Origin of the sequence: Lachnobacterium bovis DSM 14045 (genome assembly GCF_900107245.1) — a bacterium.
In the GTDB taxonomy this organism is placed as follows: Bacteria; Bacillota; Clostridia; order Lachnospirales; family Lachnospiraceae; genus Roseburia; species Roseburia bovis.
The window spans coordinates 30,525-52,333 of the sequence record NZ_FNPG01000025.1; the positions used below are offsets into that span (position 1 = coordinate 30,525).

16 protein-coding genes and 4 tRNA genes are annotated in these 21,809 nt (G+C 30.0%); 16 read left to right on the forward strand and 4 right to left on the reverse strand.

Annotated features, from left to right (window positions below):
• Positions 1–18: 18 nt before the first annotated feature.
• On the forward strand, positions 19–1,500 hold the full coding sequence (locus BLV79_RS09880) for a methyl-accepting chemotaxis protein (RefSeq protein ID WP_074718579.1): 1,482 nt from the start codon (positions 19–21) through the stop codon (positions 1,498–1,500).
• A gap of 145 nt (positions 1,501–1,645) precedes the next feature.
• A complete protein-coding gene (locus tag BLV79_RS09885; RefSeq protein WP_074718581.1) occupies positions 1,646–2,839 on the forward strand; it encodes an AAA family ATPase in 1,194 nt (397 codons plus the stop codon).
• 100 nt (positions 2,840–2,939) lie between these two features.
• Here BLV79_RS09885 and BLV79_RS09890 read toward each other — a convergent pair whose 3' ends face one another.
• Positions 2,940–4,463: a carbon starvation CstA family protein gene (locus BLV79_RS09890; RefSeq protein WP_074718583.1), complete on the reverse strand. Its 1,524-nt coding sequence runs from the start codon at positions 4,461–4,463 to the stop codon at positions 2,940–2,942.
• A gap of 457 nt (positions 4,464–4,920) precedes the next feature.
• Here BLV79_RS09890 and nagB point away from each other — a divergent pair, with 457 nt between their 5' ends.
• The 3 genes from nagB to BLV79_RS09905 all read left to right on the forward strand — a co-directional run bounded on the left by nagB (position 4,921) and on the right by BLV79_RS09905 (position 7,882).
• Positions 4,921–5,652, forward strand: coding sequence for a glucosamine-6-phosphate deaminase (nagB, locus tag BLV79_RS09895; protein WP_074718585.1), 732 nt, complete (start codon positions 4,921–4,923; stop codon positions 5,650–5,652).
• 17 nt (positions 5,653–5,669) lie between these two features.
• On the forward strand, positions 5,670–6,785 hold the full coding sequence (nagA, locus tag BLV79_RS09900; RefSeq protein ID WP_074718587.1) for an N-acetylglucosamine-6-phosphate deacetylase: 1,116 nt from the start codon (positions 5,670–5,672) through the stop codon (positions 6,783–6,785).
• 143 nt (positions 6,786–6,928) lie between these two features.
• Positions 6,929–7,882 (forward strand): PfkB family carbohydrate kinase, encoded by a 954-nt coding sequence (locus BLV79_RS09905; protein WP_074718589.1) that lies wholly within the window; start codon positions 6,929–6,931, stop codon positions 7,880–7,882.
• A 50-nt stretch (positions 7,883–7,932) separates the two neighbouring features.
• On the opposite strand, the gene BLV79_RS09910 is transcribed toward BLV79_RS09905, so the two are convergent.
• A complete protein-coding gene (locus tag BLV79_RS09910; protein ID WP_074718591.1) occupies positions 7,933–9,774 on the reverse strand; it encodes a glycosyltransferase family 2 protein in 1,842 nt (613 codons plus the stop codon).
• A 171-nt stretch (positions 9,775–9,945) separates the two neighbouring features.
• Between BLV79_RS09910 and BLV79_RS09915 the strand changes: the two genes are divergently transcribed.
• Positions 9,946–10,656: a zinc metallopeptidase gene (locus BLV79_RS09915; protein WP_074718593.1), complete on the forward strand. Its 711-nt coding sequence runs from the start codon at positions 9,946–9,948 to the stop codon at positions 10,654–10,656.
• 84 nt (positions 10,657–10,740) lie between these two features.
• Here the strand turns inward: BLV79_RS09915 and BLV79_RS09920 are convergent, their stop codons facing one another.
• The gene (locus tag BLV79_RS09920; RefSeq protein WP_074718595.1) at positions 10,741–11,694 is read right to left on the reverse strand and encodes a glycosyltransferase family 2 protein; all 954 of its coding nucleotides are present in this window, start codon (positions 11,692–11,694) and stop codon (positions 10,741–10,743) included.
• 188 nt (positions 11,695–11,882) lie between these two features.
• Here BLV79_RS09920 and BLV79_RS09925 point away from each other — a divergent pair, with 188 nt between their 5' ends.
• The 6 genes from BLV79_RS09925 to BLV79_RS12795 all read left to right on the forward strand — a co-directional run bounded on the left by BLV79_RS09925 (position 11,883) and on the right by BLV79_RS12795 (position 19,463).
• Complete coding sequence (locus BLV79_RS09925; protein ID WP_074718597.1) at positions 11,883–13,268, forward strand: Y-family DNA polymerase; 1,386 nt, start codon at positions 11,883–11,885, stop codon at positions 13,266–13,268.
• Positions 13,265–13,765 carry a hypothetical protein gene (locus BLV79_RS09930; RefSeq protein ID WP_074718599.1) on the forward strand — a complete coding sequence of 167 codons (501 nt, stop codon included), beginning with the start codon at positions 13,265–13,267 and terminating at the stop codon, positions 13,763–13,765. The genes BLV79_RS09925 and BLV79_RS09930 overlap by 4 nt, the downstream gene beginning before the upstream one ends.
• Before the next feature lie 39 nt (positions 13,766–13,804).
• Complete coding sequence (locus BLV79_RS09935; RefSeq protein WP_074718601.1) at positions 13,805–14,686, forward strand: YitT family protein; 882 nt, start codon at positions 13,805–13,807, stop codon at positions 14,684–14,686.
• A gap of 18 nt (positions 14,687–14,704) precedes the next feature.
• Positions 14,705–17,701 carry a DEAD/DEAH box helicase gene (locus tag BLV79_RS09940; RefSeq protein WP_074718603.1) on the forward strand — a complete coding sequence of 999 codons (2,997 nt, stop codon included), beginning with the start codon at positions 14,705–14,707 and terminating at the stop codon, positions 17,699–17,701.
• A gap of 37 nt (positions 17,702–17,738) precedes the next feature.
• Positions 17,739–18,143 carry a (deoxy)nucleoside triphosphate pyrophosphohydrolase gene (locus BLV79_RS09945; RefSeq protein ID WP_074718605.1) on the forward strand — a complete coding sequence of 135 codons (405 nt, stop codon included), beginning with the start codon at positions 17,739–17,741 and terminating at the stop codon, positions 18,141–18,143.
• A 69-nt stretch (positions 18,144–18,212) separates the two neighbouring features.
• On the forward strand, positions 18,213–19,463 hold the full coding sequence (locus BLV79_RS12795; protein WP_074718607.1) for a sensor domain-containing diguanylate cyclase: 1,251 nt from the start codon (positions 18,213–18,215) through the stop codon (positions 19,461–19,463).
• A gap of 113 nt (positions 19,464–19,576) precedes the next feature.
• Here the strand turns inward: BLV79_RS12795 and BLV79_RS09955 are convergent, their stop codons facing one another.
• On the reverse strand, positions 19,577–21,046 hold the full coding sequence (locus BLV79_RS09955) for a sensor domain-containing diguanylate cyclase (RefSeq protein ID WP_074718609.1): 1,470 nt from the start codon (positions 21,044–21,046) through the stop codon (positions 19,577–19,579).
• A gap of 349 nt (positions 21,047–21,395) precedes the next feature.
• Here BLV79_RS09955 and BLV79_RS09960 point away from each other — a divergent pair.
• The 4 genes from BLV79_RS09960 to BLV79_RS09975 all read left to right on the forward strand — a co-directional run bounded on the left by BLV79_RS09960 (position 21,396) and on the right by BLV79_RS09975 (position 21,752).
• Positions 21,396–21,470: transfer RNA gene (locus tag BLV79_RS09960), tRNA-Pro, on the forward strand.
• 4 nt (positions 21,471–21,474) lie between these two features.
• Positions 21,475–21,545 (forward strand) — tRNA-Gly (locus tag BLV79_RS09965).
• Positions 21,546–21,583: 38 nt separating this feature from the next.
• A tRNA-Arg gene (locus BLV79_RS09970) sits at positions 21,584–21,657 on the forward strand.
• Positions 21,658–21,676: 19 nt separating this feature from the next.
• Positions 21,677–21,752, forward strand: a tRNA-His gene (locus BLV79_RS09975).
• Positions 21,753–21,809 lie beyond the last annotated feature (57 nt).

Consider the following 21,809-nt stretch of genomic DNA (forward strand, 5'->3'; position numbering starts at 1 on the left):
ATATTTGGAGGATTTTATATGGAATATAATGATTTGATTAAGAAAAAGACAAAATATTTAAGTATTGTTCTATTGATAAGTATAATATTAAGAGGTATTGTAAATTCATTTTTTGTAGATTTAAAAATAGTTATTGCATTAGTTTTTGTAGGATTGATATTATTTGGAATTGTACAAGTTATTGCAAGAATCTGTTCGCCAAACATATCTATGTTTTTTATGGTCATACTTCTAACAGGTTTATCAATATTGTGCATGTTTGCATTTCCAACAACAACAAATTATTTAATGTTTTTTTTGGCTGTATTTATGATTGTTATATATGAAGACATAAAAGTAATCGTTGCACAATGTGCAGCGAGTGTAATTTTTATGTCATTTTTTTATTTTCAGTATCAAAAAGAACTTGCATCAACATGGACAAATGATGCGCTAGCAATGTGTATCGTATATATACTTAGTGCGCTTATGGTATTTGCCGGAATGTGTAGTATGACTCAAAAACAATTTAAAAAATTAAATGAAACATTAAATGAGAGCAGAGATGTTGAAGAAAAAGCTGAAAGATTAATAGAATCGATAGCGAAATCTGTAGCTAAGTTAAATGAAGTTAGTGAAGTTATAAATTCGAGTATTGATGAAGCAGAAAACATTGCAAGTCATATGGAAAATACGTCAAATGACGTTGCCAAAGGTGCAATAGAAGAGGTTGAAGCAGCAGAAAGCATAAAGAGAATGGTTGAAGATGGTGTAACTAAAATAAATAAAGTCTATGATTCGAGTCTTACAATGCAGGATGCTTCTGCAGAAAGTTCGAAATTAATTCATGAAGGAAATAAAAAAGTTGCAACATTAACAGAAAATATGTATGAATTAGATGACGGGATGAAGCTACTTTTAGAGAGTATTACGGATTTAGCAAATGAAAATAATCAAATAGGAACCATATTAGGAACACTCGATAATATAACAAAACAGACTAGTTTGTTAGCACTTAATGCATCAATAGAAGCTGCAAGAGCTGGGGAGCAAGGCAAAGGTTTTGCTGTAGTTGCAAATGAAGTAAGAGAACTTTCGGAAAGTTCAGCAAAATTTACCAATGAAATTCATAATATATTAAATATGATTAAAGATAAAACAGATGATACAAAAAATCAGATTGAAAATAATGAGGGTTTAGTTTCAAAATGTGTGAATCAGTCTAAAGATGTAGATGATGCTTTCAAGATTATTTCAAATAATACTCAGCAGGTTGAACTCGATTCACAAAATGTAAAAGTTGAAGCTAAAGATTTACAGAATGTACTGCTTAAAACACAAGAAGATGTTAATAACATAAGAAACAATGTTGAGACAACCTCTTCTGCAATGGAAGAGATGTCGACAAATATTCATAATCTGTCAGAAAGTGTAATGTCAATTACATCAGGTTATAAACAATTACGAAGTCTTACACATAAGCTAACAAGACTGCTAAATGAGCAAAACGAAGAACAGTAATAAAAAAAGTATTTCTGAAAAAAATTCGGGTTTAAATTGTACTTATACTCGTAATATTATATAATATATTATAAGAATGAGATTTTTTTTGAACGTATTATATAATGTGATGTCAAAAGTATAATTTTATAGGAGGAAGTAGTCCATGTTAGTTGAATTTTGTATAAAAAATTATAAGTCGTTTAAGCAAGAAGCGGCTATTGATTTGTCGGCTACTAAGATGACAGAATTTTCAAATACACTTATTATTAATGGAAGTGAGAAACTTTTACCTATATCAGTTTTATTTGGACCAAATGCTAGCGGAAAGAGCACAGTTTTCGAAGCATATAAGTTTATGACAGATATGGTAGGTGGGAAGTTCCTTTTAGAAAAAGGAAATACTTTTACACAGAAACCATTTCTGTTTGATTCATATTACAAAGAAAGAGAAACAGTTTTTGAAGTTTATTTTATGTTAGATGATGATTCTAGAGCGAGAGTATTTAATTATGGATTTGCAATTTTAAAAAATAAAATTGTAGCAGAATGGCTTAATGTAAAAGCTAGAACAACTAAGAATTACAGAATTGTTTTTTCAAGAAAAGGAAATGAATTATACAGAAGCGTATTATCGCACGCAGATCACGAGATGATTCAGAATATTATTACAGATGATATGTTAATTGCAACAGCAGCTAAGATTTTGAAAATATCTAGTTTAGAAGGAATATATGATTTCTTCCAAAAAAATGAATTCGCGTCAGAAGACATTGGAACAGAGTTTTCGTCAAAAGATTTGTCAAAAGAATTTATCGATGATAAAGAATTTTTAGGTAAGATGCTAGAAACCTTTAGAACTTTTGATAAGACAATTACAGGACTTAGAGTAGATAAGAATTTAGAAAAAAAAGTATTATTTACTCACCAGAAGTCAGGAAGCAATGGTTCAATCGAGATACCAATGGAAATGGAATCTAGGGGTGTAAGAAAGGTATTTTCACTATTCCCAAAAATCCATAAGGTTTTATCAACAGGTGGAGTACTATTTATTGATGAAATAGATAGTGGCTTGCATACATTTTTAGTTAGAAGTTTTATAAAATGTTTAACAGATAAATCTTTTAATGCAAAGCAAGCACAATTTATTTTTACAACTAATGACGTTTGTCAATTGTCAAATGATATTCTAAGACGTGATGAAATTTGGTTTGTAGAAAAAGATAAAAACGGTTCTTCTTCAATGTTCTCATTGGCAGATATTGTTGATGAATACGGAATTGGAATCAGAAAAGATGAAAGCTTTTCAAAGAATTATCTTGCAGGAAAATATGGTGCAGTTCCAGATACGTTAGAATAAATTAAAAAATAAAGCAGTTGTGCTAAAAGTTAGGAGCCATGGAAAACATATTTGTTTTCCATGGCTCCTTTGTAGTGCAATCAATTAGTGATTAAATCACTTAATGTTGATGTGCAATATGGCTTGAGTGATGATTGTGTTTACTATGTACTTCTGGAAGAAATACTTTGAATAAGTAAATTCCGAAGAAGATAGCTGCACCTAAAATACCTATTGCATATGAAATTGTTGTACCATTTGTTTTAGATCCTAAATTCAAACATTCAGGAGCAAAACAGAAGTATGTAATTGAAACTGCTGACATGAATGTTGCTGGAATTGTAGCAATCCATCCACATTTAGCAGATACTTTTCTTGTTAAGTATGTTGCACCTGTCCAAAGAGCTATCATAGCTAATGTCTGGTTAGACCATGAGAAGTATCTCCAAACGATGTTATAGTCTAAGAAAGAAATTAAATATCCAACACCAAGAAGTGGAATAGCAAGTGGTAAACGTGATTTGATGTTAGACTGATCAATCTTAAACCAATCAGCTAATGTTAATCGTGCACTTCTAAATGCAGTGTCACCCGATGTAATAGGACAAGCAACAACGCCGAGTAATGCTAAAACGCTACCTACAGGTCCAAGTAATTCAACTGACATTTTATAAACTGTTGTTGAGTTTCCACCACCAGCAGCTAATAAACCAGCTGTTGAGAAAGGTTTACCTGCAACGTTATAAAAAGCGATACCTGCTGAAGCCCAAATAAGAGCGATAATTCCTTCAGAAACCATTGCACCATAGAATACGTGACGTCCTTGACGTTCTGAAGTTAGGCATCTAGCCATCATAGGTGATTGTGTAGCGTGGAAACCAGAAATTGCACCACAGGCTACTGTAATAAACATTAAAGGCCAAATTGGTTGTGCACCCCCCTTTGGATGCATATTTTTAAAGCCTTCCCATAATTCAATCATAGGATGAGAGCCATTTATATGTCTAATAATAGTAGCGCCACCGATTCCTAAAGCCATTACTATTAAACATATACCAAAGATTGGATAAATTTTACCAATTACTTTGTCGATTGGCATTAAAGTTGCAAGTAAATAATAAAATAAAATTATTAATGTAAATATAGCTGTAAGTGTAGTAGCAGTTGATGTTTTTTTACCACCAGTTATCATTGTAGAAATCAAACCAGCAGGTCCAACCATAAATACAACACCGACCATTACTAACAAGATAACTGAAAATACACGCATGATGTTTTTCATAACAGGTCCTAAATATTTACCGGTTAATTCAGAAACACTAGCGCCATCATTTCGCATTGATAACATACCAGTCAAATAATCATGAACACCACCAGCAAAAATAGTTCCAAGAACAATCCAAAGATATACGCTTGGACCCCAAATAGCTCCTGAAAGTGCTCCAAAGATTGGTCCAAGTCCGGCAATGTTAAGGAGCTGAATTAAAAATGCTCGCCAAGGCTTCATAGGAACGAAGTCGACTCCGTCTGGATGCTCAACACAAGGTGTTTTTCGATCATCAGGTTTGAAGACTCTATCAACGAATGAACCATAGATAAAGTATCCAATAATCAATCCTAAAAGTGCCACAAAAAATGAAATCATAGTTAAAACTACCCCCTTTAGTTTTAATAGTACTTATTAGTATATTAAATTTTATTAATTACTATATACAATTTTATACTATCACTATGGTATTTATATTCAATATTAAATTTTTATAAATTTTTCTATTAATGTTTGTGCATGATTTATAATTGTTTCGAATAAAATGCTAAAAAAAACTACATAACGCACAAATACAATTATTTTTCACAATAAAAAAATAAAGTATTACAAACATAAAATAATTACAATATTTACAAATAAAACTTGAATATAATGCGAAAAGAGTATATTCTAATATTGAATAACGTTTCGTCATTTTATCAAAAAAACACAAATTCGTCGCATGGATTTGGTCGTTTTATCTTTTATTTACTATTTAATCTATTTTTTTTAAATAACAACTAACAATTTGAATTCCATGAAATTTGTAATCAAAGCGAAAGGAGATTTGCAAATGAAGATAATAAAGGCAAAAGATTATAAGGATATGTCAAGAAAGGCAGCAAATATTATTTCGGCTCAGGTGATAATGAAGCCAAATGCGGTTCTAGGATTAGCAACAGGTTCAACACCAATAGGAATATATGAACAGCTGATTGATTGGTTTAACAAAGGTGATATTGATTTTTCAGAGGTAACAACTATAAATTTAGATGAGTATAGAGGGCTTGATAAAGAGCATAATCAAAGCTATTGGTATTTTATGCACACGAATTTTTTTGATAAAATAAATATAAAAGAAGAAAACATAAATGTACCAAATGGTTCTAATCCTGATGAAAAGGAAGCATGTGAAGAATACGAAAATATTATTCATAATGCAGGTGGTATTGATTTACAATTGCTTGGGATAGGAAACGATGGCCATATTGGATTTAACGAACCCGGTGCAGCATTTGAACTTGCTACTCACTGCGTTGATTTAACAGAAAGCACAATTGAAGCCAATAAACGATTTTTTTTAAGTAAGGAAGATGTTCCAAAGCAGGCATATACTATGGGAATTAAGTCTATAATGCAGGCTAGAAAAGTGCTTATGGTAGTAAATGGAAAAGGTAAGGCAAACATTGTAAAACAGGCTTTTTTTGGACCTGTTACACCAGAAGTTCCAGCATCAATTCTCCAAATGCATCCTGATTTTACGTTAGTTGGAGATGAAGAAGCATTAAGTGAAATTGATTTATAAGTTGGAGGCAAAGTTTTATGTTAATAGAGAATGTTAATGCTTTTTTACCAGAAGAGGGATTTAAAAAAGTAGACATACAAATTGATAATAAAAAAATAATAAGTATAACAGAAAATAAAAGTGATAAAGAAGCTGATTTTATGGCAATTCCAGGATTATGTGATGTACATTTTCACGGAGCAATGAACCATGATTTTGGAGACGCTGATTTAGAAGGTTTAAATGTAATTGGAGAATATGAGGCAAAAAATGGAGTTCTTGCGATTGCTCCAGCAACTATGACGTTTGACGAAGAAAGGTTAAATAGAATTATAGATACGGCAAATTCATATGAAAATTTAACAGGAAAAGCTGATTTGGTTGGAATAAATATGGAGGGGCCGTTTATTAGCCCCGAAAAGATAGGTGCTCAAAATCCTAAATTTATAAAAGAGCCTGATATTAATATGTTTAAAAGATTGCAAGATAGGGCAAAAGGTAAATTTAAAATTGTAGATCTTGCACCAGAAGTAAATAATGCGATGGAATTTATAAAACAATTTGGTAAAGAAGTTAAAATTTCTATTGCGCATACTTGCACAGATTATGATATAGCTAAAAAAGCTTTTGAAAATGGAGCAGCACATTTAACACATATTTATAATGCTATGCCGGGAATACATCATAGAAATCCAGGACCAATAATTGCAGCATATGAAGAAAATGCAGAAATTGAGATGATAGCAGATGGTTTACATATTCACCCGGCTGTAGTTAGATTTACATTTGATATGTTTGATGAAGATAAAATAATTTTGATTTCTGATAGTATGATGGCATGTGGTTTGCCGGATGGAGAATATGAATTAGGTGCACAACGCGTTACCGTTAATAATGCAAAAGCTACATTAACAAGAGATCCGAGTGTTTTAGCAGGAAGTGTTACGAATCTATTTGAATGTATGAGAAGAGCTATTGTTGAGATGAATGTTCCTGCACCAAAAGCAATAAAAGCGGCAACAATTAATCCTGCAAAATCAATTGGAATCGATGATGAATTCGGTTCAATTGAAGTGGGCAAATTTGGAAATATTGTTTTGACAGATAATAAATTTAATCTAAAAAAAGTAATACAAAAGGGAAAAATTTTATAAACTACATTGCAAAAATACAACTATCATGTTATTTTATTTTAATGCAATGTTTTAATGATGAATTTAACAAAAATTAAATTACAATTAGAATAAAAGATTAAATGTAAATTAATAAGCTTAAATAGAAAAGAGAGGTTTCAAAGATGGGTATCGTAGTAGTAGGTGCTGTAATGGTTGACATTAAAGGGTATCCAATGTGTCAATATATTCCATCAGGTCGTAATGTAGGTAGAGTAGTACAAGTCCACGGTGGTGTGGCAAGAAATGTCGTAGAAGATATTGCAAATGTAGAACTAAAACCAACATTTGTCAGTGTAGTTGATAAGTCAGGCATAAGTGAGGATGTAGTTGCTAAACTTGAAAGACACAAGGTTGATACAAGATTTGTAAAAAGAACAGAAAATGGTTTAGGAACATGGTTAGCAGTATTTGATAATTATGGAGATGTAGTAGCATCGGTTTCACAACGTCCTGATTTAAGTGAAATAGGAACTATGTTTGAAGAACATGGTGATGAAATAGTAAAAAATGCAGATAGTATCGTAGTTGAAGTAGATATGGAATCATCTATCTTAAAGAAGATCTTTAATTTAGCAGAAAAATATAACAAGAAAGTTTTTGCAGTTGTATCTAATATGACAATAGCGATGGAACGTCGTGATTTATTAAAGAAAACCGATTGTGTAGTTTGTAACATTCAAGAAGCAGGATTATTATTTACAGAAGATTATTCAGGAAAAACTCCAGAAGAAATGGCTGAAATTATCCAAAAGAAAGCTGAATTGGCTGGAATTTCAAATATGATTGTTACAATGGGTTCTCAAGGTGCAGTTTGGGCACAACCAGGTGGAAAATGTGGAGTATGCCCTGCACAAAACGTAGTTGTTGTGGATACAACAGGTTGTGGAGATGCATTCTTTGCTGGAGTTGCGATAGGGTTAACCTATGGCAAGACACTTGCAGATTCGTGTGCGATAGGCACAAGACTTGCATCATCAGTTATTGCAACAAAAGAAAATGTATCACCTAGATTTTTACCAAGTGAGTTTGATTTAGATGTGGATATTAAATCAACTTCTGATGCCAAAAATAAATAATAAAAAAATTGGATCCTTAAAATTTTATTAAGGGTCCAATTTTAATTTTTTTACAAAAGCTTAGAAAAATCATCTTGCAATTTTTCTAAATATCTAGCCTGTAATTGTGGACTGTTTAAAAAGCTTGTATGAAGAGCCTTACATATAGAAGATAAAATAGGATTATCCATAATGTAATTATTTCGTTTCCAATCAGGCATTTCAGTAAGTAAAGTATTCCTAAGCCATTCATAATCATAAGTATCAATTATGAAATCATATTCTTTTGCAGAATAAATAGTATTTAAATAGAAATTGATAAAAAAGTTAAATTCAATTTCAGGATAATATAAACGGTATTCATTTTTTGATTTCAAGTAATACAAAAGTTGTAATTGACTATTTGCCAAATCAAGTGCGTTAATGTGTATAGTTTCATTTGTGTTTTCAGTAGTTTTATAATAAGGTAAATCAATAATTGCCAGATTTTTTCCAAAAACTAAATAAGAATACACAAATTTATATTCATAGGAAATATCAGTTGTGGCAAATTGAATATTATGTTGTTTTATATATACACTCCTAAAGAATTTTCCAATTAAATCGCAGGTAAAAGGTTGATTGATTAAAACATTTAATCTATTGATTTCGCTAAGGTCAACCATTCCTTGGATATTGCATGGATTAACTATTTCGATTGTTCCGTTAACATTTTTGTAGTAGCATGATTGAATCAAATCAAGCGATTTATCCTTTGATAAATTATATAAATCTTCGCAAGTGTTAGGTGAAATCGAATCATTTGGTTCAAGGAACAATACATATTCACCTTTTATATAGTCAAGCGCCAAGTTTAAAGCAGTTGCTTTTTTGATTTTATAATCATCTTTAATCAAAATACAATTAAAAGGATATTTTTTCTCAAATACCTCAAGATAGTTTAATGTATCATCACTAGAACCTTGATCAACAAGGATAACCTGAATGTTAATCATATCCATTGTTTGATTTTCGATACTAGAAAGAGCCGTTGATACATTTTTTGAGTTATTTAAACAACTCATTACAATACTAACTTTGTATACTTCTTTGTCAGTAAGGTTTTCACATGCTTTTATTCCTAAAAGATTTTTTGTCTCATTAATTTTTTCAGAAACGACTTCTTCTATACCATCTGATTTAGCCTGAAGCAAAATACAGTCAGAAAATGCATTAAACATATTTAGTGAGTCGAGAATGTTTGCATATTTTTCAAGTAAATCAAAGTATTCTTCATAGTAGGCAAGTAATTCATATGATTTATCAGATGTGCAAACCTGCAAATCTTGTTCAATATACGCAAATTTATAAATTTGTGCTAACCTAAGCACTAGTTCATATTCATAAAAAATTTTATAGTTTTCATCAAGTTGTCCTACAACATCAAAGCATTCTTTTTTAATCATTATAGTATTTAGGCTGATAAAATTACCATTTTCTAGTAAGGCATTAAAAATATCTCCATTAAGGTTTCTGGCTTTTAAATTTGCTTTCTTAGTTAGTTGACTTGAAGAATAACAAACTGGATAGTCATCATTTATGCAAGGAATTTGTAAAAGCAATTTATTAGAACGCCAATCATCGGAAGCGTTTGCAAATGCTATGTAGTCGTATTTGGATAATGAAATACCAAGATTGCAGGCGTAAGTATAATCACCTTTTTGAGCTGATTCGACATATTTAATACGAGAATCTTTATCGATGAGTAGTTTTATATCTGAAAAATATGAGTCTTTATCGCATTTTAAGGCGTCAATTAATAGTAATTCAAAATTAGGATAAGACTGAGTTAATATACTTTCGATACATCTTATTAAATTATTATCCTCTTTACAAAGAGCTAATATTATACTTACATAAACTATATTTTCCATAAAAAGAATCTCCTCATCAATAATAAATTATTTACCAAAATAAATATTTGTTTATTAATATTTTATATTTGATTCATTTATCGGTAAATGTATATAATAAATATATAATTTATACATATTTTTTTCAAAAAAATGTGTTATTATAAAAATAAAAAACGAGGAGGTGCAATGATGGGTTACTATGGTTATAATTATTACGATCCAACAATTATTTTTATACTTTTAGGAGTAGTAATCAGTTTGCTTGCAACTATTAACATAAGATTAACATTTTTCAGATTTAAGAGAAAAAATTCAAAAAGCGGATATACAGCAAGAGAAGTGGCAGAAATGATTTTGCACAATGCAGGAATTTATGGTGTTGATATTGAACACGTCAGTGGAAGTTTAACAGATCATTATGATCCAAGAAATGATGTGGTCAGACTTTCTGATACTGTTTATAATTCTTCATCAATTGCAGCTATAGGTGTAGCAGCGCATGAATGCGGTCACGTTATTCAATATCATAAAGGTTATAAACCAATTTTCATAAGAAACAGTATGGTTGGAATTGTAAATATTGGATCGTATCTTTCATATCCAATGTTAGTTATCGGTTTTATATTAGGACGTTACAATTTGGCTAAAATTGGGGTTTTATTGTTTTCATTAACATTATTGTTCCAACTTATAACATTGCCAGTTGAGTTTAATGCGTCAAGACGTGCAATCAATATTTTATCAAGTACAGGAAGTTATTTGACTCCCAAAGAAGTAAAAGGTGCTAAAAAAGTTTTAATTGCAGCAGCTTTGACATACGTTGCAGCATTGTTTACAACATTGCTTCAGATTGCGAGATTTGTAGCATTGATTGCATTAAATGAATCAAGGGATGATTAAAATTTTTTACAAAAATATATAAAATAAATAAAAAAGGCGAGACTATCTAGAAAAGTCTTGCCTTTTTGTTGTAATTATTCAAATTTATTTTTTGACATTTTTATCTACATTTACATTAGTCTCATTAATTATAAAATGAGGCCTTCCTTTAATTTCCAAATATATTTGTGAAAGATATTGCCCTATTATTCCAATTGAAAAAAGTTGTATTCCTCCAATCAATAAAATTATGCATGTCATAGAAGCCCAACCGTTTGCTGAATTATGATAAATCATCTGTCGAAAAATAATAAAGATGATAAAAAATAAAGACAGGATGAAAAAGAATAATCCAATCAAGGATGTAATAATAAGTGGAACTGTAGAATATGAAATAATGCCTTCAAGAGAATAAGTTAAAAGTCCTATAAAAGACCATTTTGTTTTTCCGGCACACCGTTTGACATTTTCATATTCAATGCAGGTAGTTTTAAATCCAACCCAGTTATACATTCCCTTTGTAAAACGATTAAATTCTTTTAATGATAGAATTGAGTTTACAAATTTTCTATCCATTAAACGAAAATCTCTAGAACCATCAACAATATTGGTTTTAGAAATCTTACGCATTATTTTATAGAAAACTTTGGCACATATAGTACGAAAACGTGGCTCACCTGCTCTAGTTATTCGCCTTGTTGCTACAGAATTGTAATCACCTTGTTTTATAGTTTGATATAATCTAGGCAAAAGAGAAGGTGGATCTTGCATATCAGCATCAAGTATTGCTACGTAATTTCCATCTACATATGAAAGACCGGCATACATCGCTGACTCCTTACCAAAATTTCTAGAAAAAGATATATATTTTACTCTTGAATCGTTCGAATTAAGTTTTTTTAAAAGAGTCAAAGTATTGTCAGTGGAACCATCGTCTATAAAGAAAAAACCAAACTCAACATAGTTCATAATATTAGAAATTCTGTCAAGTTCATTATATAGAATAGGAATACTTTCCTCTTCGTTATAACAAGGAATAATTAAAGATATTTTATCCATTATACTCACCCCCATGAGTAGTTACAGATTTCTAATTTAACGTTAACAGATATAAATCAATTTGTAAACAAAAATATTGCAAACCTTAGTTCGGTATAGTATACTGAATTTGCCTAAAAAAGTTCAGGATTTTTTCATTTTTTTAGTGTTTTAGCACTATTGTCAGTAATATTCATAAGGAGAAAAATATGCATAAGAAAAATGATGATTCAAAAGTTTATATAGCTATTGATTTAAAATCTTTTTATGCATCTGTTGAATGTGTCGAAAGAGGCTTAGATCCATTAAAAGCGAAGTTGGTCGTAGCAGATCCTACTAGAACAGACAAGACTATATGTTTAGCCGTGAGTCCGAGTTTAAAGGAATACGGAATACCTGGAAGAGCTCGTTTGTTTGAGGTGAAACAGCGTTTAGATGAGATTTATAAAATGACACACGAAAAAGTAGATTTTATTATCGCCCCTCCTCAGATGGCTAAATACATTGAAGTATCATGTGAGATATACAAAGTTTATCTTAAGTATATAAGTCCGCAGGATATTCATGTTTATAGTATTGATGAAGTCTTTTTAGATGTAACGAATTATTTTAATATCTATAAGATGTCTCCAGAAGAGCTCGCAACTCAAATTATTAATGATGTATACGAAAAAACTCAAATTACCGCAACAGCAGGAATTGGAACGAATATGTATTTATGCAAAATTGCAATGGATATAATGGCAAAGCATGTAAAAGAGAACGAAAGAGGCGTTAGAATTGCAAGTTTAAATGAGATAACTTACCGTGAAAAATTGTGGGATTATAAGCCATTAACTGATTTTTGGAGAATAGGAAAAGGAACGGTAAAAAGATTAGCCAAATTAGGAATTTTTACAATGGGTGAGATAGCCAAAATGTCATTGATTAATGATGATGTCCTTTTTAAAGAATTTGGAATAGATGCAGAAATTTTGATTGATCATGCATGGGGATATGAAAGTTGTACGATGCAGGATATTAAGCAATACAAAAGTAAGTCAAATAGCTTGTCATCAGGGCAGGTTCTTAAGAATCCCTATAGTTTTTCACAGGCAAGAACAGTATTAAAAGAAATGATAGATGCGTTAACAAATGAATTATTATATAAAAAGTTAGCAACAAATTCGGTAACTATAACAATTGGATACGATAGAATTAATGTCGATAGTGAGAATTATGATGGAAGTGTTGTATTAGATAATTATGGCAGAATAGTGCCCAAACCAGCACATAAAACAGTAAAGTTTAGAGAATACACTAATTCTAACACCAAAATTAAACAAGAAGTAATTGATTTATTTGACAAGATAGTAGATAGAAATTTATATATTAGGAGAATAACGATTAGTGCCAATAATATAGAAAAGAGAAATTATGAGCAGCTGTCATTATTTGAAAACTATGAAAAAAGTGAGAAAGAAGAGAATATAGAAAGAGCTGTTTTAGAAATAAAAAACAGGTACGGGAAAAATGCAATTTTAAAAGGTACAGCTTTTGAAGAAGGTGCAACCTCGCGTGAAAGAAATAATCAAATTGGAGGGCATAAAGCTTGACGAAACAAAACCAAACGTTTAATCAAGAAGATATAATACATTATAATTATGATCAAATCAGAACCCAAGAAAGCTTAAAAAAACATCCAAGAATGACACGAGAAGAAAGGGCAAAGATTTTTATGCCTTTTGCTGCGCTTACAGGTTTTGGTGAAGCAATTTTAGAAAAACAAATAATAAAAATTCAAAAGAAATCTTTATCAGAAGAAAAAAACGAAGAGATAAATAATGAAATAATTAATATACAAAAATTGCTCAGAAAAAATATACAAGTGCACGTAAAAGTGTTATATTTTTCTAGTAAGTATGAAAAGTATAACCAATTAGAGGGTCAGGTTCTTAGGTTAGATAATTATCGAAAGTTGATGGTAGTTAATTCGCAAGACGAATGTAACACAGAGAAAAAAAGTAAATACATACTAGAAAAACCAAGTCAAATCTCAAAAGAGGAAGTAGAAATTAATTATGAAGATATTTATGAAATAATTATAGAATAATTAAAAACTATAAAGAATAAATATTTAAGAGGTAATTTTATGCATGTTATTAATAAACATACAAAGAAAGTCATTTTTAGGGATGTAAAAAGGCTAATCGTAGTTATATTTGCTTCGATAGTTATGGCATTAAATATTAAATTTTTTGTAAAGACAGCTGGATTATATCCGGGTGGTGCAACTGGACTTACTATTTTGATTCAAACAGTATTTAAAGAGTTTTTAGGAATTAAATTGTCGTATACAATAGTAAACGTTATATTAAATGCAATTCCGGCATATATAGGCTTCAAATTTGTAGGAAAAAAATTTACAATATTATCAGTTGTGATGATAATACTAAATGGTCTAATAGTAGATATTTTACCAGCGTATAGTATAACAAAAGATATTTTGTTGGTAAGTGTTTTTGGTGGAATAATAAATGGTATTGCAATAAGCATGTGTCTTTCAGTTGATGCAACAAGTGGAGGAACAGATTTTATTTCTATTTATCTTTCACAAAAAAGAGGAATAGATTCATTTAATGTGATTTTAGGTTTTAATGTTGCTGTTTTGATTTCTGCAGGTTTATTGTTTGGTTGGAATAAAGCATTATATTCAATTATTTTTCAGTATGTTTCAACACAAACACTCAAACTACTTTATCGCAATTATCAACAGGTGACTTTATATATTATTACAGATAAACCTAAAGAAATATGCAATGAAATTTATAAAGTATGTCGTCACGGCGCATCAATTATGGATGTACAGGGTAGTTATCAAGGAGATAACTATAAAATGGTATATTCAGTTGTAAGTGCGTCTGATGCAAAAACGTTAGTCGCGAAAATAAAACAAATAGATTGTGCATCATTTATAAATTGCATAAATACACAAAGGGTAACAGGGAATTTTTATTATAGTCCTAAAGATTAAAGAAAGGTTTTACAAGGAATGTCAATTAAGCAGTTAGAAAATGGTTTAAAAGCAGCATACATAGATGGAAGTATTGCAACAGATTCACGATATACTCCACAATTTGTATCTAACAATTATAAAGAAGGTAAAAAAGTTTTATCAATAATTGAAGATGAGTTAATAAAATGTGATGATTTTAAAATAAGTGTAGCATTTATTACATCAAGTGGAGTTGTTGCATTATTACCAACACTTAAAGAACTAGAAGAAAAGGGAATAAAAGGCGAAATACTTACAACAAATTATTTGACTTTTAGTGAGCCCAAAGCAATAAAAATGCTTAACCGCTTTTCGAACATAAAAATAAAAATGTACGATATTGAAAAAGCAGGTTTTGGGTTTCATACAAAAGGTTATGTTTTTAGAAAAGAAGAGATATATCGAATTATAATTGGTAGTTCTAACTTAACAGGAAAGGCTTTGACAGAAAATTTAGAGTGGAATACTAAAGTGTTATCCACATCTGAGGGGGAAGTTGCAAAAGATATCCTTCGAGAATTTGATGAAATGTGGAATTCTAAGTTTTCATTAGAGTACGATGATTTTTATGAAGAATATGAGAGAAAATATCAAATCATAAAAAAACAGAAAGAAATTGCAAAAGAAGAGCAGATTACTTCTTTAGAAAAGTACAAATTAAAGCCAAATAGTATGCAAGTTACTTTTATAAATAATTTAAAAAAAATAATAGATTCAAAAGAAGATAGAGCGCTTTTAATCTCTGCCACAGGAACAGGAAAAACATACGCATCAGCATTTGCAATGAGAGAGTTGGGGTTTAAAAGAGTTCTATTTTTAGTGCATAGGACTCAACTTGCAGTTCAGACTTTTAAATCATATAAAAAAGTGTTCTCAAATCATATAAAAATGGGATTAGTAGGGGGTGGTCACAATGATTATGATAGCGAATATATTTTTGCCACAGTCCAAACATTGAGTAAAGATGATATAATGTCTAGATATGATAAAAAAGCATTTGATTGTATTATTTTAGATGAAGCACATCATTCATCAGCTAATTCTTATCAAAAAGTGATGGATTATTTTACTCCTGAATTATGGCTTGGAATGACAGCAACTCCTGATAAAAATACAGATTCAGATGAAAATGATAATAATATTTACGAGATATTTAATTATCAAATAGCATGTGAGATTCGTTTACAGGATGCCATGGAAGAAAAGTTATTATGTCCATTTCACTATTTTGGAATTCATGATATTTCCGACGTTGATGATAAAAAATTGAAAAATAGCAGAGTTACAAAAGAACTATTTAATTCATTAACTGAAAAAAAGCGAGTGGATTATATTTTAAAACAAGCAAATTTTTATGGTTACAGTGGTGATCGTGTAAAAGGTCTCATTTTTTGCAGCAGGATAGAAGAGGCAGAAGAATTATCGAAGTTAATTAACGAAAGAATAAATCCTGAAACTAATAAAAAATATAGAACAATTGCATTGTCAGGAGATTCAACAGAAGAAGAAAGACAAAATGCATTTGATCGTTTAGCTATGGACGAGACAATAGACACTGATTATACAAAACCGTTGGATTACATCTTATCAGTAGAAATTCTAAATGAAGGTGTTGATATTGTAGAAGTTAATCAGGTTATCATGCTTAGACCAACGCAATCTCCAATTGTATTCATTCAGCAATTAGGAAGAGGGTTGAGAAAAGCCCAGGGAAAAGATTATGTGGTAATAATTGATTTTATAGGAAATTATAATAATAATTATATGATTCCTGTAGCTCTATCAGGAGACTGTTCATATAATCAGGATACAATAAAAAAATATATTATAAGTGGAAATAATATTCTGCCGGGGACATCAACAATTCATTTTGATCAAATATCAAAGGAAAAAATCTTTGGTGCAATTGACAGGATGAAAAATATTAATGCGATAATTAAACAAAGTTATAAAAATTTGAAAAATAGATTAGGACGAGTGCCATATTTGATTGATTTTTATAGAGAAAATGAAGTTGATCCTAGTGTAATAATCGATAAGTATAAAACGTATCAAAAATTCCTTGAGAAAGAAGAAAAAGAACTTTATATAGGAAAAATAGGAGAGGAAGAGCAATGTATTCTTGAATATTTTTCCAAAACAATTTTAAAGGGGCTACGTCCTCACGAAATAAGTATCTTAGAAAATATTATGAAAAATGGTAGTATAGAACTAGATGAACTTAAATCAAATTTTAGATCAGAATATGGATTTAAATTTGCGGAAAGTGATTATAAAGCAGCTGTAGCGCTTTTAAATGGAGGTTTTACTACAAAAGAAGCAGAAAGACTCAGATATAAAGGAATAATAGATATTGTTGAAGAAGATAGTGAAAGTAAATTAAGAAGATTTGAAATCTTTTCAAACAGATTAAAACATGCAGAATTCTATAAGCAGTTAAAAGATATAGTAGAAGTTGCCAAGGCTCAATATAATGACAAATATAAAGTTGTTTCTGAAGAAGATAGGCCATTTGTATTGTATCGAAAATATAAAAGAAGAGATGTATGTATGTTAATGAACCAACCAGATGATCTTTCGTCTACAATGTACGGAATGAAAAAATTTGGTGAAGATACTTTCATTTTTGTAACGTATCATAAAGAAGAAGCCAAAGAAGGCGAACAATACGTAGAAGGTCGTCCGGATTATGCGGATGAGTTTGAAGACAGTGTAACATTTTTTTGGGATTCTCAAATCGGAAAAGGCATAGAAAGTAGCTATTGTCAGGATGTTTTAACAGCCAGAAGAATTCATCTTTTTGTAAAAAAATCCACTGTTGAGAAAAGCTTTTATTATCTAGGAAAATGCAAAGTGGCAAACTATAGAGAAAGCAAAAAAATAGATAATAACGGTAAAGAACAAGTAATAACAAAATTTACAATGATAATGAAAACTCCTGTTAGAGATGATGTTTTAAAATATTTAAGCTCAAATGTTGCGGAGTTTAAATAAAAAAACATAATTATATACAAAGAAAGAGGCAAGAAAAGTGAAAACAATAAATGTAGTTGCAGCAGTTATTATTGCTCAAAATAAAGAAAATAAAAAAATGATTTTTTCAACTCAAAGAGGATATGGAGAATTTAAAGGCGGTTGGGAATTTCCAGGTGGCAAAATAGAAGAAAATGAAAAACCAGAAGAAGCTTTAGTTAGAGAAATACAAGAAGAACTTGATACAATTGTAGAAGTTGGTGACTTTATAGATCAAATAGAATACGATTATCCTAATTTTCATTTGTCAATGAAATGTTATTTTTGTACGGTAAAAAAAGGTAATCTTGTTTTAAGAGAGCATCAGGATGCAAAATGGCTGACATTGAATCAATTAGATGATGTAGAGTGGTTGCCAGCAGATATTAATCTGATTTCCAAAATAAGAGAATATTGTTCCTAGGAATTTCTAACTTTTTTTACCTATTATGTCGAAACACGTATTGAATTAAAATAGGAGGGGTAAAAGAAGTTGCTAGCCCAAGAAAAAAAATTGCTACAATTAGCAGCCATTGGTTTCACAATTTGCTTTTTATGTACAGTACTTGTTCAAATAATAGAAATTAAAACAATCTATCAGAATTCTATTTATCAGCAAAAACAATATATAAAAAATACTGTAGAAAATGATATAAAATATATAGATTTAGTAAAAAAAGATGTGGAAAAAAGATGGTCGGAGGGAAAAAAATTTTATAGTGTGTCAGATGTTAAAGCCGAAGTAACTAGAATAGTTCGTCAGAAATTATACAGTGAGCATTATAGTAATGATGGTTATGTGTGGATTAATGAGGTTCGAGATTATGATGGCGGAGATGGGTATGCTATACGCTTAATACATCCAAATCTTAAAGATACGGAAGGCATTCAGTTATCAACAAGGACAAAAGATGCAAAAGGTAATTTGCCATATAAAGAAGAGTTAGAAGGCATAAAAAAAGATGGTCATATATCGTATAGTTACTATTTTGAAGAGCTAAAATCAAAAAAAATAAGTAAAAAAATGTCCTATGCAGCGATATATAAAGAGTATAATTGGATTGTTTGTATGGGAGTTTATTATACACAGATAAAAGAAAATTCAAATTTTTTTGATGAAAAAGCTCAAGTGATTCTAGGCGTTGGTTATGCAATATCAATATCTGGAATTGTTATTGTGCTTTGGAATATAACAGATAAGTTGCGCAAGTCTAGTGAAAAATACAAACATGAAGCGGAAGATTTACAAAACAAGGTGGAAGAAGATGCCTTGACTAAGGCTTGTAGCAGGTATTATGGAACAATACTTTTGAAAAAAGAATTAGAAAGGTATAAGCGGACTAATAAAAGTGCAGCGATTGCGATTTTAGACGTAGATCATTTTAAAAATATAAATGATATGTATGGTCATAATTTTGGAGATGAGATGTTAAAGAGCATTGTTTCAGAAATGAAAAATCATATCAGAGAAACAGATAGCATAATAAGATGGGGCGGTGATGAGTTCATCATAGTTTTAAGAAACACTCCATCAAATTGTCTAGAAGCAATTTTGCAGAAATTAAATAAACTGATTCGTGTGAGAGAAGTAGTAAATGAAGATAATATTGGAATAACAACAACTATATCAATCGGAGCAGGTTATTTTATTGAAAGCGATGAAAATATAGAAGATTTAATAAGTAGAATAGATGTAGCACTTTATGAAGCAAAAAAGAAGAGAGATACTTATAAAATAATATAATAAAAAATTAGTAAAACAAATAAGAATAAACAAGATAATAATAAATAAGTAACCAATAATTGTAAAAATAAATAAAAAGAAACAAATAAAAGAAGCCAGATTATCTAAGAGATTTAGATGATTTGGCTTCTTCCTTTCCCGTTAAGTTTGGCGCGATATAAAGCAGAATCAGCTTTGTTAGTGTAAAAAGATAGATTTTTATTAGTATTAATAAAGCTATGATTCTCAATAATAGCAGTTATACCAATACTTAAGCTAATCTTTTGAGGCGAAATATTTTTCAATTCGTTATTGACATTATTAAGAATCAGTTTGACTTTTTCAGGTGATTTATAAACAATTCCAATAAATTCATCACCACCCCATCTTGCGCATAATCCATCAGAACCAACAGCATCATTAAGTTTCGAAGCAACACATTTTAAAACACTATTACCATATAGATGTCCATATGTATCATTGTAGTTTTTAAAATCATCTATGTCTAACATAAATAAACAGACATTAATATGCCGTCTAGCATCTCTTCGAATAAATTTAGAAAACTCGCTCTTAAAAATCCTATAATTGTACAAAGAAGTTAGTTCATCAATATTTTGATTAATTACAAAAGATATATTTAGCTTAGTTAAACTATAAGTTGATAAAGCAATCATAACCAGAATCATTAAAATGACATAAAGTATGCTGTGATACATTTTTGAAATAAAATATTGAAAAATTGGAGTTGTATCTTTTTCGATGACAATATTCCAGTTTAAATCGTCAATATGCTGTATGGAAACAAAATGTTGATCTTTTTTTAGGGAGTACTGTTTTTTATGTATTTTTTTTAGTTCAGAACATGGAATATCATATTTTTTTGAAAGATATTTTGCCGATTTGAAGTATTTAGTTTTCCCTTTAAAAGAATTATCAGCATTTCCAACATTAATGATATATATGTTTAAACCATAGTTTTTCTTGAAAACATTTATATCATTTTCAAACTGACGGATGTTACAACCGCTTCCAACAACTCCAATTACGTTATTATTTTCATCTGTTACTTTATAGTTAGTAAATAAAGTAACATTAAAATTGTTTACTTCATCGCCATCAACCTGAATATCGTATGTTTTATTCAAAGCTAAAAAATTATAAAACCAACTGTCAAATTTATTTTTTTCAGATACAGTTTTGTTATAACCATCCTGATAATAATAGTTTTTAGTTAAATTTGAAACACAAAAAACATTATCATAACCATATAATTTTTTATAATTTGTTAAATAGGTATATAAAACTTGTCTATCTTTATCGTTTGGTTTATTTTTGGAATTAATAGTTTGGCCTTCGTTGATTAACCAGTTTTTCAAAAAAGAATCATTTGCCATGGTTTGAGCAACTGTACGCTGCTCGAATGTGGTTGATTCAAGTCGCTTAGAAATATTTAACATAGTTAAAGATACATCATTATTTATCTGCTTTTGAACCAAAGAGTTAAAATAAAACGCATCATTTAATTCAACAATAATAAAACCCAGTATAATAAAAGATATAATAATCAAGTTGTTAAGTAAAATAATATGTTTACGAAACATAAGTCAGGATAAAACCTCCTAAGCCACAATAATTTAACTAAATAATAAAGAATTATTCGAATAATAAAAGAATTCAATGGTAATGCTAATATATAACAAAGAATTCAATAATAATGTTATCAAATAATAATTTAATTAAATTATTAAATAAATATATAATATAGGCCTTATTTTACATTAAAAAAAGCAAATTGTAAATTGTGAAACAAGAGTGAATAATCAGAAATTAATGAGCGACAATACATAAAGTTTAGAAAATAAAAAAATGTAAAAAAAAGGGTTGCATTCTATTTTTTTATTTGCTATAATAACATTCGTCGCAAGGCAAGTGACACAACTTAATAAGCCACGGGGTGTGGCTCAGCTTGGCTAGAGCGCCTGGTTTGGGACCAGGAGGTCGCAGGTTCGAATCCTGTCACCCCGATTTTGCGGGTGTAGTTCAATGGTAGAACACCAGCCTTCCAAGCTGGATACGTGGGTTCGATTCCCATCACCCGCTTTACTATGCCAAGATATAAATGTTTGACATAGAGTTGTGTGTTCGTAGCTCAGCTGGATAGAGCAACGGCCTTCTAAGCCGTGGGTCGGGGGTTCGAATCCCTTCGAGCACATTTGATATTAATTTATCATGGTGGGTATAGCACAGCTGGTTAGCGCGTCGGATTGTGGTTCCGAAGGTCGTGGGTTCGAACCCCACTTCCCACCTTTATCTGAACAGATAAACAGATATAAAGTTAATACAATTAAATAATATGGGATATTA

Bases quoted from the DNA above. Each gene is read 5' to 3' on its own strand.
- BLV79_RS09920 (WP_074718595.1), bottom strand. From the start codon at position 11,694: ATGGATAAAATATCTTTAATTATTCCTTGTTATAACGAAGAGGAAAGT.
- BLV79_RS09925 (WP_074718597.1), top strand. From the start codon at position 11,883: ATGCATAAGAAAAATGATGATTCAAAAGTTTATATAGCTATTGATTTA.
- BLV79_RS09935 (WP_074718601.1), top strand. From the start codon at position 13,805: ATGCATGTTATTAATAAACATACAAAGAAAGTCATTTTTAGGGATGTA.
- BLV79_RS09915 (WP_074718593.1), top strand. From the start codon at position 9,946: ATGGGTTACTATGGTTATAATTATTACGATCCAACAATTATTTTTATA.
- BLV79_RS09910 (WP_074718591.1), bottom strand. From the start codon at position 9,774: ATGGAAAATATAGTTTATGTAAGTATAATATTAGCTCTTTGTAAAGAG.
- BLV79_RS09885 (WP_074718581.1), top strand. From the start codon at position 1,646: ATGTTAGTTGAATTTTGTATAAAAAATTATAAGTCGTTTAAGCAAGAA.
- nagB (WP_074718585.1), top strand. From the start codon at position 4,921: ATGAAGATAATAAAGGCAAAAGATTATAAGGATATGTCAAGAAAGGCA.
- BLV79_RS09940 (WP_074718603.1), top strand. From the start codon at position 14,705: ATGTCAATTAAGCAGTTAGAAAATGGTTTAAAAGCAGCATACATAGAT.
- BLV79_RS09955 (WP_074718609.1), bottom strand. From the start codon at position 21,046: ATGTTTCGTAAACATATTATTTTACTTAACAACTTGATTATTATATCT.
- BLV79_RS09890 (WP_074718583.1), bottom strand. From the start codon at position 4,463: ATGATTTCATTTTTTGTGGCACTTTTAGGATTGATTATTGGATACTTT.
- BLV79_RS09880 (WP_074718579.1), top strand. From the start codon at position 19: ATGGAATATAATGATTTGATTAAGAAAAAGACAAAATATTTAAGTATT.
- nagA (WP_074718587.1), top strand. From the start codon at position 5,670: ATGTTAATAGAGAATGTTAATGCTTTTTTACCAGAAGAGGGATTTAAA.
- BLV79_RS09905 (WP_074718589.1), top strand. From the start codon at position 6,929: ATGGGTATCGTAGTAGTAGGTGCTGTAATGGTTGACATTAAAGGGTAT.